The 14,532-nt window shown below is 68.9% G+C and carries 11 protein-coding genes; 8 read left to right on the top strand and 3 right to left on the bottom strand.

The window, feature by feature from the left end; genetic code table 11:
- Positions 1-126: 126 nt before the first annotated feature.
- Together WS64_RS19175 and WS64_RS19180 are read left to right on the top strand one after the other, a co-directional pair.
- Positions 127-846: a response regulator transcription factor gene (locus tag WS64_RS19175; protein ID WP_059578940.1), complete on the top strand. Its 720-nt coding sequence runs from the start codon at positions 127-129 to the stop codon at positions 844-846.
- Entirely contained in the window at positions 846-2,366 is a 1,521-nt protein-coding gene (locus WS64_RS19180) for a sensor histidine kinase (protein WP_060315351.1), read from the top strand. Before WS64_RS19175 ends, WS64_RS19180 begins: the two co-directional genes overlap by 1 nt.
- 15 nt (positions 2,367-2,381) lie before the next feature.
- Here WS64_RS19180 and WS64_RS19185 read toward each other — a convergent pair whose 3' ends face one another.
- On the bottom strand, positions 2,382-3,482 hold the full coding sequence (locus tag WS64_RS19185) for an AraC family transcriptional regulator (protein WP_060967317.1): 1,101 nt from the start codon (positions 3,480-3,482) through the stop codon (positions 2,382-2,384).
- Between the two features lie 311 nt (positions 3,483-3,793).
- On the opposite strand from WS64_RS19185, the gene WS64_RS19190 reads away from it, so the two are divergent.
- From WS64_RS19190 to WS64_RS19215, 6 genes are all read left to right on the top strand, one after another.
- A complete protein-coding gene (locus WS64_RS19190) occupies positions 3,794-5,428 on the top strand; it encodes an AMP-binding protein (RefSeq protein ID WP_060967318.1) in 1,635 nt (544 codons plus the stop codon).
- A 118-nt stretch (positions 5,429-5,546) separates the two neighbouring features.
- On the top strand, positions 5,547-6,593 hold the full coding sequence (locus WS64_RS19195; RefSeq protein WP_059578948.1) for an AraC family transcriptional regulator: 1,047 nt from the start codon (positions 5,547-5,549) through the stop codon (positions 6,591-6,593).
- 416 nt (positions 6,594-7,009) lie between these two features.
- The gene (locus WS64_RS19200; RefSeq protein WP_059638624.1) at positions 7,010-8,800 is read left to right on the top strand and encodes an acyl-CoA dehydrogenase; all 1,791 of its coding nucleotides are present in this window, start codon (positions 7,010-7,012) and stop codon (positions 8,798-8,800) included.
- A gap of 80 nt (positions 8,801-8,880) precedes the next feature.
- Positions 8,881-10,509, top strand: a complete 1,629-nt coding sequence (locus WS64_RS19205) for an electron transfer flavoprotein-ubiquinone oxidoreductase (RefSeq protein WP_432206250.1) — start codon at positions 8,881-8,883, stop codon at positions 10,507-10,509.
- 49 nt (positions 10,510-10,558) lie between these two features.
- Entirely contained in the window at positions 10,559-11,752 is a 1,194-nt protein-coding gene (bktB, locus tag WS64_RS19210) for a beta-ketothiolase BktB (protein WP_059578954.1), read from the top strand.
- Positions 11,753-11,790: 38 nt separating this feature from the next.
- Positions 11,791-12,645 carry a 3-hydroxybutyryl-CoA dehydrogenase gene (locus WS64_RS19215; RefSeq protein ID WP_060967320.1) on the top strand — a complete coding sequence of 285 codons (855 nt, stop codon included), beginning with the start codon at positions 11,791-11,793 and terminating at the stop codon, positions 12,643-12,645.
- A 100-nt stretch (positions 12,646-12,745) separates the two neighbouring features.
- On the opposite strand, the gene WS64_RS19220 is transcribed toward WS64_RS19215, so the two are convergent.
- Together WS64_RS19220 and deoC are read right to left on the bottom strand one after the other, a co-directional pair.
- Entirely contained in the window at positions 12,746-13,612 is an 867-nt protein-coding gene (locus tag WS64_RS19220) for a DUF2071 domain-containing protein (protein ID WP_060967321.1), read from the bottom strand.
- Between the two features lie 160 nt (positions 13,613-13,772).
- The gene (gene deoC, locus WS64_RS19225; RefSeq protein WP_059578964.1) at positions 13,773-14,453 is read right to left on the bottom strand and encodes a deoxyribose-phosphate aldolase; all 681 of its coding nucleotides are present in this window, start codon (positions 14,451-14,453) and stop codon (positions 13,773-13,775) included.
- Between the last annotated feature and the right edge of the window lie 79 nt (positions 14,454-14,532).

Consider the following 14,532-nt stretch of genomic DNA (forward strand, 5'->3'; position numbering starts at 1 on the left):
GCAAAATTTTGCACAATGACGGCAGCGCGGCCTTTCGCCGGGCGGTTGCCGGGCGACCGAGCGCCGCCCGGCAACCGCCCGACAACCCTTACCGAGCGTCGCTCCGACGTGCCGCCGCCCACCGCCATGGACCAACCGAAACGCATCCTGATCGTCGAGGACGACGCCGACATCGCCGACGTGCTGAGCCTGCACCTGCGCGACGAGCGCTACGAGGTCGTGCACAGCGCGGACGGCGCCGAAGGGCTGCGCCTGCTCGAACAGGGCAACTGGGACGCGCTGATCCTCGACCTGATGCTGCCGGGCGTCGACGGCCTCGAAATCTGCCGGCGCGCGCGGGCGATGACGCGCTACACGCCGATCATCATCACGAGCGCGCGCTCGAGCGAGGTGCACCGGATCCTCGGCCTCGAACTCGGCGCCGACGACTACCTCGCGAAGCCGTTCTCGGTGCTCGAACTCGTCGCGCGCGTGAAGGCGCTGCTGCGGCGCGTCGATGCGCTCGCGCGCGATTCGCGGATCGACGCGGGCACGCTCGACGTCGCCGGGCTCGCGATCGACCCGATCGCGCGCGAGGCGAGCGTCGACGGCGTACGCATCGACCTCACGCCGCGCGAATTCGACCTGCTGTATTTCTTCGCGCGGCACCCGGGCAAGGTGTTTTCGCGGATGGACCTGCTCAATGCGGTGTGGGGCTACCAGCACGAAGGCTACGAACACACGGTCAATACCCACATCAACCGGCTGCGCGCGAAGATCGAGGCCGATCCGGCCGAGCCCGTGCGGATCCTCACCGTTTGGGGCCGCGGCTACAAGCTCGCCGCGCCGGGGCAGCGGGACGCATGATGAAACTCACGCTCACGCGGCGGCTGTCGCTCGTGTTCTCGATCCTGCTGCTCGCGTGCTCGGGCGCGTCGGCGTGGCTGCAGATCCGCGCGAACGACATGCGCGAGAAGGAAGTCGTGCAGGCGCTGTCGCGCGATCTGGCCGCCAACATCGCGGGCAGCGCGCCGCTGATGGACGCGAACGGGCTGCGCCCCGACGCCGTGCGCACGCTGTTCGGCCAGTTGATGGGCGTGAACCCGAGCGTCGAGGTATACCTGCTCGACAACGCGGGGCGCATCAAGGGCGACGACGCGCCGCCCGGCCACGTGAAGCGCGACCGCGTCGATCTCGCGCCCGTGCAGCGCTTCATCGCGGGCCAGCCGCTGCCGATTCTCGGCGACGACCCGCGCAGTCCGGACGCGCGCAAGGTGTTCAGCGCCGCGCCGCTGCAGCGCGCGGGGCAGCCGCCGTCGGGCTACATCTACGTGGTGTTGCTCGGCGAGGCGCATGACCGGCTCGCCGCGCGCGTCGACGCCGGCAACGTGCTGCGCACGACGCTGTGGTCGATGGCGATCGTCGCGCTGCTCGGCCTGCTCGCGGGCCTCGTCGCCTTCAGCTTCATCACGCGCCCGCTGCGCCGGCTGACGGCCGCGATGCGCGGTTTCGACGCGAGCGGCGCGCCCGGCGCGCCAGCCATGCCCGCCATGCCCGATACGCAGCCGCCGGTGCTGCGCTTGCCGCCGGGCCGTCGCGGCGACGACATCGCGGTGCTCGAATCCGCGTTCGCGCAGATGGCCGACCGGATCGGCGAACAGTGGCGCGCATTGACGCGCCAGGACCAGCAGCGGCGCGAACTGATCACGAACATCTCGCACGACCTGCGCACGCCGCTCACGTCGCTGCATGGCTATCTGGAGACGCTGTCGCTGAAGGCCGACACGCTGGCCGAGCCCGAACGGCGGCGCTACCTGTCGATCGCGCTCGCGCAGAGCGCGAAGGTCGGGCGGCTCGCGCAGGCGCTGTTCGAGCTCGCGCGGCTCGAATCGGGCGGCGTGCAGGCCGAGCGCGAGCCGTTCTCGCTCGTCGATCTCGTGCAGGACGTGTTCCAGAAGTTCGAGCTGACCGCGCAATCGCGCGGCGTCGCGCTGCATGCGCGGATCCCGCCGCGCGTGCCGGTCGTGTCGGCCGATCTCGGGATGATCGAGCGCGTGCTGACCAACCTGCTCGACAACGCGCTACGGCACACGCCTTCGCAGGGCGAGGTCGAGATCGCGCTCGAGCCTCGGGAAGACCGTGTGGTCGTGACGGTGTCGGATACCGGGGAAGGGATTCCGGCGGCGCGGCGCGAAGGGCTGTTCCAGCGGCCGCAGCGGCCGATCAGCGGCGGCACGGCGACGAGCGGCGGGCTCGGGCTGTTGATCGTGCACCGGATGCTGGCGCTCAACGGCAGCAGCATCCGGCTCGTCGACCGGGCCGGGCACGGCGCGGTGTTCGAGTTTGCGCTGGCGGTCGCGTCGCCGGCCGCCGGCGACGCCCGCTGACCGCCGGCGGCGGCGTTACCCGCCGCGCTTGCGTCGCACGTCGGTCGGCGTCGTGCCGGTCCAGCGCTTGAACGCGTGGCGGAATCCCACCGCATCGCTGAAGCCGAGCGTCAACGCGATGTCCTCGATGCTGAGCGTGGTCGTGCCGAGGTAGTCGATCGCGAGCGCCTTGCGCACGCTCGTCAGTAGCTCGCTGTACGACGTGCCTTCGGCTTCGAGCTTGCGGCGCAGCGTGCGCGAGGTCATGCAGAGGATTTCGGCGATCGCGTCGATGTCCGGGAATTGTCCCGGCGTGCGGGTGAGCTCCTCGTATACGCGTCGCGTGATGCCCGACTGGCTGCGCAATTCGTCGAGCAACCGGGCGCAGTGCGACGACATCTGCGCGGCGGTGATCGGGTTCGCGAGCTGCGGCGCGCGCGCGAGCCATGCCGCCGGATAGCTGAGCACGTGATGCGGCTGGTCGAACGCGATCGGGCATTCGAGCGCGTCGGCCAGCAGCGCCGCGTGCGGCGGCCGCGGCTGCGCGAACTGCGCGCGCGCCGGCACGCACCATCCGCCCATCACGTCCTTGATGACCGTCACGTGCAGCGCGAACTGCATGTCGATCAGGAAACGGTACAGCGGCGCGTCGAGATCGGGCAGCGTGACCTCGTGCCGGGCCGGAAACAGCCACGACGCGGTATCGCCCTGTTCGACCCAGCGGATCGGCAGCATGCCGTTCGCGAGCCGGTGATACTTGACGGCCGAATCGAACGCGCGCGCGAGCGATTCCGAGCACAGCATCGCGTAGCCGTACATCCCGTAGCTCGACGCGTGCAGCCGGCGGCCGACGCGCACGCCGAGGTCGGTGCCGTCGTACCGGTTGACCGCATTGCGCGCGGCCGTCAGGAACTGCAGCGGCGACGTGAGCGTGAACGGGTCCGAGACGTCGGCCGGCGTGAGCCCGGTGCCGGCGAGCACCGTGGCCGGATCGAGGCCGGCGTGCGCGGCCACGTCGACCAGCACGGCCAGCTTGGCCGGCGTGAAGCGCTGCGCGCGCAACGCGTGGGCGGCCTCGGCGTCGGGCAGCCGGGCGGGACGGGCGTCGGTCGGTTTCAACAGCGCGCTGCGCGGCATGGCGGGATCCTGCGTCCGAATCGATATCGTTGACGGTCCGCAATTCTGCTCGGGAACGGTCCCGTCCGCCACAGGGTTCACCCTGATGCAGCGATGGAAAAGGCCGGCCGGACGGGTGTTCGCGGTGTGAGTGGCGCAGGCGCGTGCGTTCGCGTGTCCGTTTCGATCATGTTTTCGGCCGCGCGGATCATTTGCAACGCGCATCGCGCGGGCGATAGTCGCCGGTCAGGCGGCGGCCCGCGTCCTTTCGGCGTGCAGGCCGCCGTGAGAGCGGTACGCACGCTGGCGTGCCGCGCCCAGAGGAGTGAGACATGACGAAGAGACACTGGATCGGGTCGTATGGCTCGATCCCCGCCGAGATCGACGCCGATCGCCATCCTTCCGTAAGCGCGCTGCTGGACGACGCGATGCGCCGCTTCGCCGATCGTCCGGCGTTCCATGCATTCGGCCGCACGCTCACCTATGCCGACGTCGAGCACCTGTCGACCGCGCTGGCCGCATATCTGCAGCAGGTCGTCGGCGTGCGCAAGGGCGACCGCGTGGCCGTGATGCTGCCCAACGTGCTCGCGTTCCCGGTCGTGTTCGTCGCCGTCGCGAAGATCGGCGCGGTGCAGGTCAACGTGAATCCGCACTACACCGCGCGCGAGGTCGAGCATCAGCTCGACGACGCCGGGGTCGAGGTGGCGATCGTCTGCGGCGGGTCGATGGGCACGTTCGCGGACGTGGTCGGCCGCACGCGCGTGCGCATCGTGCTGAGCGTGGGCCGGGAGGATCTCGGCGTCGTCGATGCGCCGGCCGGCACGTGCGACACGCTGCCGCCCGGCTCGACCGCGCTCGCGCACGCCATCGCCGCGGGCGAATCGCTCGCGTGCGAGCCGGTTGCGCTGAGCGGCGCGGACCTGTTGCTGCTGCAATACACGGGCGGCACGACCGGCCTGTCGAAGGGCGCGGCGCTGTCGCATCGCAACCTCGCCGCGAACATCGCGCAGTTCGCGGCGATCGTGCCGGATGCGCGCCGGCCGGGCGAAGAGGTCGTTGTCACGGCGATCCCGCTGTATCACATCTTCGCGCTGACAGTGAACTTCCTGTCCTACTTCGCGATTGGCGCGCAGAACTGGCTCGTCGCGAACCCGCGCGACATGGACGGGTTCATCGACGTGCTGAAGGCCGCGCGGCCGTCGGTGTTCGTCGGCGTGAACACGCTGTACGCGGGGCTCGCCGGCCATCCGCGCCTGAAGGAGGTCGACTGGTCGCGGCTGAAGCTGTCGGCCGGCGGCGGCGCGGCGGTGATCGACGTGATCTCGTCGCGCTGGAAGGCGGTGACGGGCAATTTCATCCGCGAGGGCTACGGGCTGTCGGAAACGTCGCCGGTCGTGTCGTTCAACCCGCAGTCGATCGACCGCTTCACGGGCACCACGGGCGTGCCGCTGCCGTCGACCGACGTGAAGCTGCTCGACGACCAGGATCGCGAGGTGGCGATCGGCGAAGCGGGCGAGATCTGCGTGAAGGGGCCGCAGGTGATGAGCGGCTACTGGCGGAAGCCGGACGCGAACGCGGCCGCGTTCACCGCGGACGGCTATTTCCGCACCGGCGACGTCGGCGTGTTCGACGCGGCGGGCTTCCTGCGGATCGTCGATCGCAAGAAGGACATGATCATCGTATCGGGCTTCAACGTGTATCCGAACGAGATCGAGGCGGTCGCGACCGCGCTGCCGGGCGTCGCCGAATGCGCGTGCATCGGCGTGCCGGACCCGCGCACGGGCGAGGCCGTCAAGCTGTTCGTGGTGTGCGCGCCGGACGCCGACGTGACGGAGGCGCAGCTCGTCGCGCACTGCCGCGCGAGCCTGGCCGCGTACAAGGTGCCGAAGCTGGTGCGCTTTGTCGACCGGCTGCCGAAGTCGACGGTCGGCAAGATCCTGCGCCGGGAACTCGGCCGCACCGACTGATGGCGGCCACGCGCCACGCGGCCGCGGCGGCCCGGCACGGCCCGGTGCGCGTCCAAGCCCGACGGTCGCGCGCGGGCCGCTCAAGTACAATGCGGTCGGTTCGATCGACGGGGACGCGATGACCGGCTCAGATTCACTTTCCGCCCGGCCCGGGCGTGCGCTGCCGTCGCCGAGCGCGACGGTGCCGATCTCGCTCGTCAACGGCTTTCTCGCGAGCGCGGGCGCGCGGCGCGACGTGGTCGAGCGCTACCTGCGCGGCGCCGGCATTCCGATCGAGCTGCTCGGCGAGCCGCATGCGCGCGTGACGGAGGAGCAGTTCTCGACGCTGTACCGCACGCTCGCGATCGACCTCGACGACGAGATGCCCGGCATCTTCTCGCGTCCGCTGCGCGGCGGCACGCTGAAGTACCTGTGCCTGAGCCTGCTCGATGCGCGCAACCTCGAAACGGCGCTGCATCGTTTCGGGCAATTCTTCCATATCCTGCTCGACGACTTCTTCGTCGAATCGAAGCGCGACGAGCTCGTCGCGCAGGTGCTGCTGCGCCCGAACGACGCCATCGGCCCGATCGGCGCGCTCGGCCAGGAGCTGATGCTCAAGCTCGTGCACGGCGTGTGCTCCTGGCTGATCGGGCAGAAGATTCCGCTGCTGCAGATCGAGTTCGCGTGCCCGCGGCCGCGCCATGCGGTCGACCACCTGTACTTCTTCACCGGCGCCGTGCAGTTCGACTGCGCGCGTACGCTGATGCGCTTCAGCGCCGATTACCTCGACGCGCCGATCCGCCAGAGCAAGCGCAACCTGCGCAAGTTTCTCGCGCGCGCGCCGGGCGACTGGATCTTCGAATCGTTCAGCGAACAGCTCGTGTGCCATCGCGTGCGGCAGTACCTGTCGGCGGCGTTGCCCGACCTGCCCGCGATCGACCAGGCGGCCGAGCACCTGCATTGTTCGGTGCGCACGCTGAGCCGCCATCTGGCCGCCGAAGGGACGACGTTCCAGGTGCTGAAGGACGAGCTGCGGCGCGATATCGCGATCCAGCGGCTGACCGACACGCCCGACACGATCGCGGCGATCGGCGCCGATATCGGCTTCGACGATCCGAGCGCGTTTCATCGCGCGTTCCGGCACTGGACGGGCAGTACGCCGGGGACGTATCGGCGCCGGGCGTGACGCGGGCGCGGCGCGGGTATCACCGATTCGCGGGGCCGCGGATGGAATCCCATAACCGGACACCTTGGCGGTTTTCATGGCCGGTTTTTCAGAGGACACTCCCATAACCGGCTCCCTTTGCCGCGCCGAGCCGGGCCGCCGCGCGTACGCGTGGCCGTTTTTTTGGCGCGCTTCACCGCAATCTCCGATACGGGCGGATCGGGCGCCGACGCCCGCGCGACGGACTTCTCCGCCGGGCGGCAGGGTCGCCGCCGGTGCGCGGCGTGGCCGATTTTGTCACCATGTGGGCCGGATATGACAATGAAAATCCGGACCCTCGGCGTTAGGATGGCCCATCACGTCGCCCGGTTCTGGCCGGTTCTGCCGTATCGGACCCCGTGGCGCCCCCAATTCACCGCCTGATTGGAACATCGACCATGAGCTATAACGCCCCCGTCAAGGACATGCTGTTCGTGCTGAAGGAACTCGCGGGCATCGACGCCGTCGCGCAGTTGCCGGGTTTCGAGGATGCGGGTTACGACACGGCGCAGGCCGTGCTCGACGAGTCCGCGAAATTCTGCGGCGAGGTGCTGGCGCCGCTGAACGTCGAAGGCGATCGCAATCCGAGCAGCTGGAAGGACGGCGTCGTGACCGCGACGCCGGGCTTCGGCGAAGCGTTCCGCCAGTTCGTCGAGGGCGGCTGGCAGGGGCTGCAGCATCCGGCCGAATACGACGGCCAGGGGCTGCCGAAGCTGATCGCGACGCCGTGCATCGAGATGCTGAACGCATCGAACCTGTCGTTCGCGCTGTGCCCGCTACTCACCGACGGCGCGATCGAGGCGCTGCTGACGGCCGGCACCGACGCGCAGAAGCAGCGCTACGTGCCGAAGCTGATCTCCGGCGAATGGACGGGCACGATGAACCTGACCGAGCCGCAGGCAGGCTCCGACCTCGCGCTGGTGCGCTCGCGCGCGGAGCCGCAGGGCGACGGCACGTACAAGGTGTTCGGCACGAAGATCTTCATCACGTGGGGCGAGCACGACATGGCGGACAACATCGTCCACCTGGTGCTGGCGCGCACGCCGAATGCGCCGGAAGGCGTGAAGGGCATTTCGCTGTTCATCGTGCCGAAGTTCCTGGTCAACGACGACGGCTCGCTCGGTGCGCGCAACGACGTGCACTGCGTGTCGATCGAGCACAAGCTCGGGATCAAGGCGAGCCCGACGGCGGTGCTGCAATACGGCGATCACGGCGGCGCGATCGGCTATCTGGTGGGCGAGGAGAACCGCGGCCTCGAATACATGTTCATCATGATGAACGCGGCGCGCTTCGGGGTCGGGATGCAAGGGATCGGCGTGGCCGATCGCGCGTACCAGAAGGCGGCCGCATTCGCGAAGGAACGCGTGCAGAGCCGCCCGGTGGATGGCTCGGCGAAGCAGTCGGTGACGATCATCCATCACCCGGACGTGCGCAGGATGCTGGGCACGATGCGTGCGCTGACCGAAGGCGCGCGGGCGCTGGCCTATGTGGCGGCCGCGCACAGCGACATTGCCCACCGCCATGCGGACGACGCGACGCGCGCGCGTCATCAGGCGATCTACGAATATCTGGTGCCGGTGGTGAAGGGCTGGAGCACGGAGATGGTGAACGACGTGGCGAGCCTCGGCGTGCAGGTGCATGGCGGGATGGGCTTCATCGAGGAAACCGGCGCCGCGCAGTACTACCGCGATGCGCGGATCCTGGCGATCTACGAAGGCACGACCGCGATCCAGGCGAACGACCTCGTCGGCCGCAAGACGCTGCGCGACGGCGGCGCGGTCGCGAAGGCGCTGATCGCGGAGATCGGCGAGACCGTCGCGGCGCTCGGCAAGATCGACGGCGCGGCGGCCGCGTCGATGAAGGCGCAACTGGAGAAGGGCGCGCGCGCGTTGTCGACGGTGGTCGACTACGTGCTCGCGAACGCGAAGCAGGACCCGAACGCGGTGTTCGCGGGCAGCGTGCCGTATCTGAAGCTCGCGGGCGTCGTGCTGTGCGGCTGGCAGATGGCGCGTGCGCTGCTGGCCGCGCACGCGAACCGTGCGAGCGACACGGCGTTCTTCGACGCGAAGATCGCGATCGCGCAATGCTATGCGGAGCACGTGCTCGTGCAGGCGGGTGCGCTCGAAGCGTCGATCGTCGGCGCGAAGGGCAACGAGAGCGTGCTCGCGTTGACGGAAGACCAGTTCTGACCGCTGACGGTCGGGACGCAGCAGGAGACAGGATTTTGACCACACAGGACTTGCTCGCGCAGTACGGCCCGCGCGAATCGATGGAATACGACGTCGTGATCGTCGGCGGCGGCCCAGCCGGGCTGTCGGCTGCGATCCGGCTCAAGCAGCTGGCCGCCGAGAAAGGCGCCGAGATCGGCGTGTGCGTGCTCGAGAAAGGTTCCGAGATCGGCGCGCACATCCTGTCTGGCGCGGTGATGGACCCGCGCGCGATCACCGAGCTGTTTCCCGACTGGAAGGAACGCGGCGCGCCGCTCGACGTCGAGGTGACGGAAGACCGCTTCCTGTTCCTGTCCGAGAAGAGCGCGGTCACGACGCCGAACTGGGCGCTGCCCGACAACTTCAAGAATCACGGCAACTACGTGATCTCGCTGGGCAACGTCACGCGCTGGCTCGGCCAGCAGGCCGAGGCGCTGGGCGTGGAAATCTTCCCGGGCTTCCCCGCCGCGGAGATCCTGTACAACGACGACGGTTCGGTCAAAGGCGTCGCCACCGGCAACATGGGCGTGGGCAAGGACGGCGAGCCGACCGAGAACTTCCAGCTCGGCATGGAGCTGCACGCGAAGTACACGCTGTTCGCCGAAGGCTGCCGCGGCCACCTCGGCCGCCAGTTGATCGCGAAGTTCAAGCTCGACGCGAACGCCGATCCGCAGGCGTACGGGATCGGCATCAAGGAACTGTGGGAAATCGATCCGGCCAAGCACAAGCCGGGCCTCGTGATCCACACGGCCGGCTGGCCGCTGAAGTCCGATACGTACGGCGGCTCGTTCCTGTATCACATGGACAACAATCAGGTCGTGGTCGGCTTCGTCGTGGGCCTCGGCTACACGAACCCGTACCTGTCGCCGTTCGAGGAATTCCAGCGCTACAAGACGCATCCGTCGATCCGCGCATTCCTCGAAGGCGGCAAGCGCGTGTCGTACGGCGCGCGCGCGATCACGGCCGGCGGCCTGCTGTCGCTGCCGAAGACGGTGTTCCCGGGCGGCGCGCTGATCGGCGACGACGCGGGCTTTTTGAACGCATCGCGGATCAAGGGCAGCCATGCGGCGATCAAGACCGGGATGCTGGCGGCCGATGCGGCATTCGACGCGGTGCAGGCCGGGCGTCAGTCGGACGAGCTCAACGCGTACCCGGACGCGTTCAAGCAATCGTGGCTGTACACGGAGCTGTACCGCGCGCGCAACTTCAAGCAGTGGATGGCCAAGGGCCTGTACCTGGGCACGCTGATGGTCGGGCTCGAGCAGAAGGTGATGGGCGGCAACGTGCCGTGGACGCTGCATCACCAGCACGCGGACCACGAGATGCTGAAGCCGGCGTCGCAGTGCGAGCCGATCGACTATCCGAAGCCGGACGGCAAGCTGACGTTCGATCGCCTCTCGTCGGTGTTCATCTCGAACACGAACCACGAGGAAAACCAGCCGGCGCACCTGACGCTGAAGGACGCGAGCGTGCCGGTGAACGTGAACCTGCGCACGTACGCGGGGCCGGAGGCGCGTTTCTGCCCGGCGGCGGTGTACGAGTTCGTGAAGAACGACGACGGCGGCGATCGGCTCGTGATCAACGCGCAGAACTGCGTGCACTGCAAGACCTGCGACATCAAGGACCCGACGCAGAACATCGTGTGGGTCACGCCCGAAGGCGGCGGCGGGCCGAATTACCCGAACATGTAACGCAAACGCATCCCCGCGCCCGCGGGCGCGAACGAACCGGAGTGAGACGATGAGCAATGCAGCGAAGGAAGTCGTGGTGGTGAGCGGTGTCCGTACCGCGATCGGCGATTTCGGCGGGAGCCTGAAGGATTTCTCGCCGACCGACCTCGGCGCGAAGGTGGTTGCCGAAGTGCTGTCGCGCGCGAACGTGCCCGGCGATGCGGTCGGGCACGTCGTATTCGGCCACGTCGTGAACACCGAGCCGAAGGACATGTATCTCGCGCGCGTCGCGGCGATCAACGGCGGCGTCGCGCAGCACACGCCGGCGCTGACCGTGAACCGCCTGTGCGGCTCCGGCCTGCAGGCGATCGTGTCGGCCGCGCAGACGATCATGCTCGGCGACGCCGACGTCGCGATCGGCGGCGGCTCGGAAAGCATGAGCCGCGCGCCGTACACCGTGCCGGCCGCGCGCTTCGGCCAGCGCATGGGCGACGCGAAGCTCGTCGACATGATGCTCGGCGCGCTGCACGATCCGTTCCAGACGATCCACATGGGCGTGACGGCCGAGAACGTCGCGAGGAAATACGACATCTCGCGTGAAGCGCAGGACGCGCTGGCGCTCGAATCGCATCGTCGCGCGGCGCGCGCGATCGCGGAAGGCCGCTTCAAGGACCAGATCCTGCCGATCTCGATCCGCACGAAGAAGGGCGAGGTCGCGTTCGACACCGACGAACACGTGCGTCACGACGCGAGCGCTGACGATTTCACGAAGCTCAAGCCGGTGTTCGCGAAGGAGAACGGCACCGTGACGGCCGGCAACGCGTCGGGCATCAACGATGCGGCCGCCGCCGTGCTGATGATGAGCGCGGACGCCGCGCGCGCGCAGGGCGTGAAGCCGCTCGCCCGCCTCGTCGCGTATGCGCACGCGGGTGTCGATCCGGCGTACATGGGTATCGGCCCGGTGCCGGCCACGCAGAAGGCGCTCGAACGCGCCGGCCTGAAGATCGGCGATCTCGATGTGATCGAAGCGAACGAGGCGTTCGCCGCGCAGGCGTGCGCGGTCACGCAGGAACTCGGCCTCGATCCGGCCAAGGTCAACCCGAACGGCTCGGGCATCTCGCTCGGTCACCCGATCGGCGCGACCGGCGCGCTGATCACGGTGAAGGCGCTGTACGAGCTGAAGCGCATCGGCGGGCGTTACGCGCTCGTGACGATGTGTATCGGCGGCGGCCAGGGGATTGCGGCGATCTTCGAGAACATCTGATAATCGACCGCTCAGCCTCCGAATACACAGGAATCGTCATGGCCATCGAAACCGTCGGCGTCGTGGGCGCCGGAACCATGGGTAACGGCATTGCGCAAACCGCCGCCGTTGCAGGACTGAACGTCGTGATGATCGACGTCAGCGACGCCGCGCTCGACAAGGGCCTCGCGACGCTGAAGGGCAGCCTCGAGCGGCTCGTGTCGAAGGACAAGCTCGACGCGGCCACGCGTGACGCGGCGCTCGCGCGCATCACGACGTCGACCGACTACGCGACGCTCGCCGCGGTCGACATCGTGATCGAAGCCGCGACCGAGAACGTCGAGCTGAAGGGCCGCATCCTGAAGCAGATCGAGGCCGTCGCGCGCCCGGACGCGATCATCGCGACCAACACGTCGTCGATCTCGATCACCGCGCTCGCGGCGCCGCTCGCCGATCCGTCGCGTTTCCTCGGCATGCACTTCTTCAACCCGGTGCCGCTGATGCCGCTCGTCGAGATCATTCGCGGGCTGCAGACGAGCGACGCGACCGCGTCGGCCGTGCGCGCGCTGACCGAGCGTTTCGACAAGTCGCCGATCGGCGTGCGCAATTCGCCGGGCTTCGTCGTGAACCGGATCCTCGTGCCGATGATCAACGAAGCGTTCTTCGTGCTGGCCGAAGGCATCGCGTCGACCGAGGAGATCGACGCGGGGATGAAGCTCGGCGCGAACCACCCGATCGGGCCGCTCGCGCTAGCCGACCTCGTGGGCCTCGACGTGTGCCTCGCGGTGATGGACGTGTTCGCGAAGGACTTCGGCGATCCGAAGTATCGCGCGTGCCCGCTGCTGCGCGAGATGGTGTCGGCAGGGCGGCTCGGGAGGAAGACCGGGCGCGGCGTGTACGACTACGGCAAGTGAGCCGGTTGTCCCATGGTGTTTCATGCGGCCGCCTTCGGGCGGCCGCGTGCTTTGTATGGCGCGCGCGGCGTGATGACGCGTCGTGTACCGACAGGTCGCGCTACAGCAGCCGCTCGGACAGGACGCGAAATGCGACGTCGGGCACGACGAAGCACAGCGGTTCGCCGGTCGCGCCGATGCGGGCGAGAAAGTCGCCGCCGCCGGCGGGGCCGACCGTCTTCAGCGGCCGCACCGCGTCGACGTCGATCGGCAGGTCGATCGACGCATACGCGAGGCGGTCGCAGTCCTCGACGTGGGCGACGGCCGCGTGCTGCAGCGACAGCGCGGCCACGGCCGCGCGCCAGTCGTCGAAGAACGGTGCGAAGGCGGCGGGCAGCGTCCGGTCGTGCGACGCTTCGGCCGTGCAGCGGAAGTCGGGTGCGCTGCCGCCGCTTGCCGCCAGCCGCGTGTCGTACCGTCCGTCGCGCGCCTCGTGCGTGAAGGGCCGCGCGAGATGCGACGGCAGCGCGTCGCTGAACAGCCGGCTGCCGAGCGCATAGAGCGGGTGGTCGAACACGTTCTTCACGAACAGCACGGTGCGCTCGGCCGGCACGCCGTCCGGCAGCGCGTCGACGTAGAGCCGCCAGTTGCTTTGCAGCGGCGACGGAAACGCGCGGCGCAGCGGGCCGGCGAGACGCGGGCCGAAGTGGCGATGCCGGTAGGTGAGCGTCGTGAACAGCGTGCGGCCGCCTCGGCTCGCGAGTGTGACGCCGCGCGGCACGAGATGCTGGACGGCCGCGACGTCGACGACCCATGTGCAATACACGACATGCTCGACGTCGCTCGCGAGCTGCAGGAACGGCAGCCGCGACAGCAGCGCGCGGCGTGCGCGCAGCAAGGGACGGCTCGCGACGATCCGGTTGGCGAGCCGCCCGGCGATGCCGGTGGACGGGTAGACGAAGGCGTTGTCGTTGCGCATGGGCGGCATTGTGCCGGGGTTGTCGCATGCCCGGAAGAGGCGGCGCGGCTTGAGACGAACGGCGCGCGTATTTTGCCATCGGCGCGCCGCGTGCTGCCGCTTGTGCAATGGATTCCGACGGCCGAGCCCGACGCATGACGTACGCGCGCAAAGGCCCGCCGTTCGCGCGTCAGTACCCCGACCCGCCGCCGCCCTGGTCGGTCACGATTGCCACGCCCGAACTCGTGCCGAGCCGCGTCGCGCCGGCTTCGAGCATCGCCAGCGCGGCCGCGCGATCGCGCACGCCGCCCGACGCCTTCACGCCGAGCGTCGGCCCGACGGTGCGGCGCATCAGCGCGACATCGGCGAGCGTCGCGCCGCCGTGGCCGAACCCGGTCGACGTCTTCACGAACGCGACGCCGAGATCGCGACACATCTCGCACACGCGCACCTTCTCGTCGTCGGTCAGCAGCCCCGTTTCGAGGATCACCTTCAGCGGCACCGTGCCGCACGCGCGATGCACGGCGTCGATGTCGGCCTTCACGTCGTCGGCGCGGCCGCTTTTCAGCGCGCCGATGTTGATCACCATGTCGATCTCGCCGGCGCCCGCCGCGATCGCGGCGGTGGCTTCGAATGCCTTCGCGGCGGACAACCCCGCGCCGAGCGGAAAGCCGACCACGGCGCAGACGAGCACGCCGGTTTCAGCCAGCTCGCGCGCGGCGAGCGGCACGTTCGCCGAATTCACGCAGACCGAGTAAAAACGATGCTCGGCCGCCTGGCGGCAGAGTTCGCGGATCTGCGCGTCGCTCGCGTCGGGCGCGAGCAGCGTGTGATCGATGGTTTGGGCGAGCTGGGCGTTGGAAAGCGGCATGTGTCAGGACTCCACGGATCGTGTGCGGAAAGGGCACACGGAAAGTTGATGTTTTCACATCGGTTTGTTACAAATACGA

This window comes from Burkholderia anthina (assembly GCF_001547525.1).
Taxonomy (GTDB): Bacteria; Pseudomonadota; Gammaproteobacteria; order Burkholderiales; family Burkholderiaceae; genus Burkholderia; species Burkholderia semiarida.

Excerpts from the sequence above, each read along its gene's own strand:
- deoC (WP_059578964.1), bottom strand. The coding sequence starts at position 14,453 with ATGCCGCTTTCCAACGCCCAGCTCGCCCAAACCATCGATCACACGCTG.
- WS64_RS19175 (WP_059578940.1), top strand. The coding sequence starts at position 127 with ATGGACCAACCGAAACGCATCCTGATCGTCGAGGACGACGCCGACATC.
- WS64_RS19215 (WP_060967320.1), top strand. The coding sequence starts at position 11,791 with ATGGCCATCGAAACCGTCGGCGTCGTGGGCGCCGGAACCATGGGTAAC.
- WS64_RS19185 (WP_060967317.1), bottom strand. The coding sequence starts at position 3,482 with ATGCCGCGCAGCGCGCTGTTGAAACCGACCGACGCCCGTCCCGCCCGG.
- WS64_RS19200 (WP_059638624.1), top strand. The coding sequence starts at position 7,010 with ATGAGCTATAACGCCCCCGTCAAGGACATGCTGTTCGTGCTGAAGGAA.
- WS64_RS19220 (WP_060967321.1), bottom strand. The coding sequence starts at position 13,612 with ATGCCGCCCATGCGCAACGACAACGCCTTCGTCTACCCGTCCACCGGC.
- WS64_RS19190 (WP_060967318.1), top strand. The coding sequence starts at position 3,794 with ATGACGAAGAGACACTGGATCGGGTCGTATGGCTCGATCCCCGCCGAG.
- WS64_RS19205 (WP_432206250.1), top strand. The coding sequence starts at position 8,881 with ATGGAATACGACGTCGTGATCGTCGGCGGCGGCCCAGCCGGGCTGTCG.
- bktB (WP_059578954.1), top strand. The coding sequence starts at position 10,559 with ATGAGCAATGCAGCGAAGGAAGTCGTGGTGGTGAGCGGTGTCCGTACC.
- WS64_RS19180 (WP_060315351.1), top strand. The coding sequence starts at position 846 with ATGAAACTCACGCTCACGCGGCGGCTGTCGCTCGTGTTCTCGATCCTG.
- WS64_RS19195 (WP_059578948.1), top strand. The coding sequence starts at position 5,547 with ATGACCGGCTCAGATTCACTTTCCGCCCGGCCCGGGCGTGCGCTGCCG.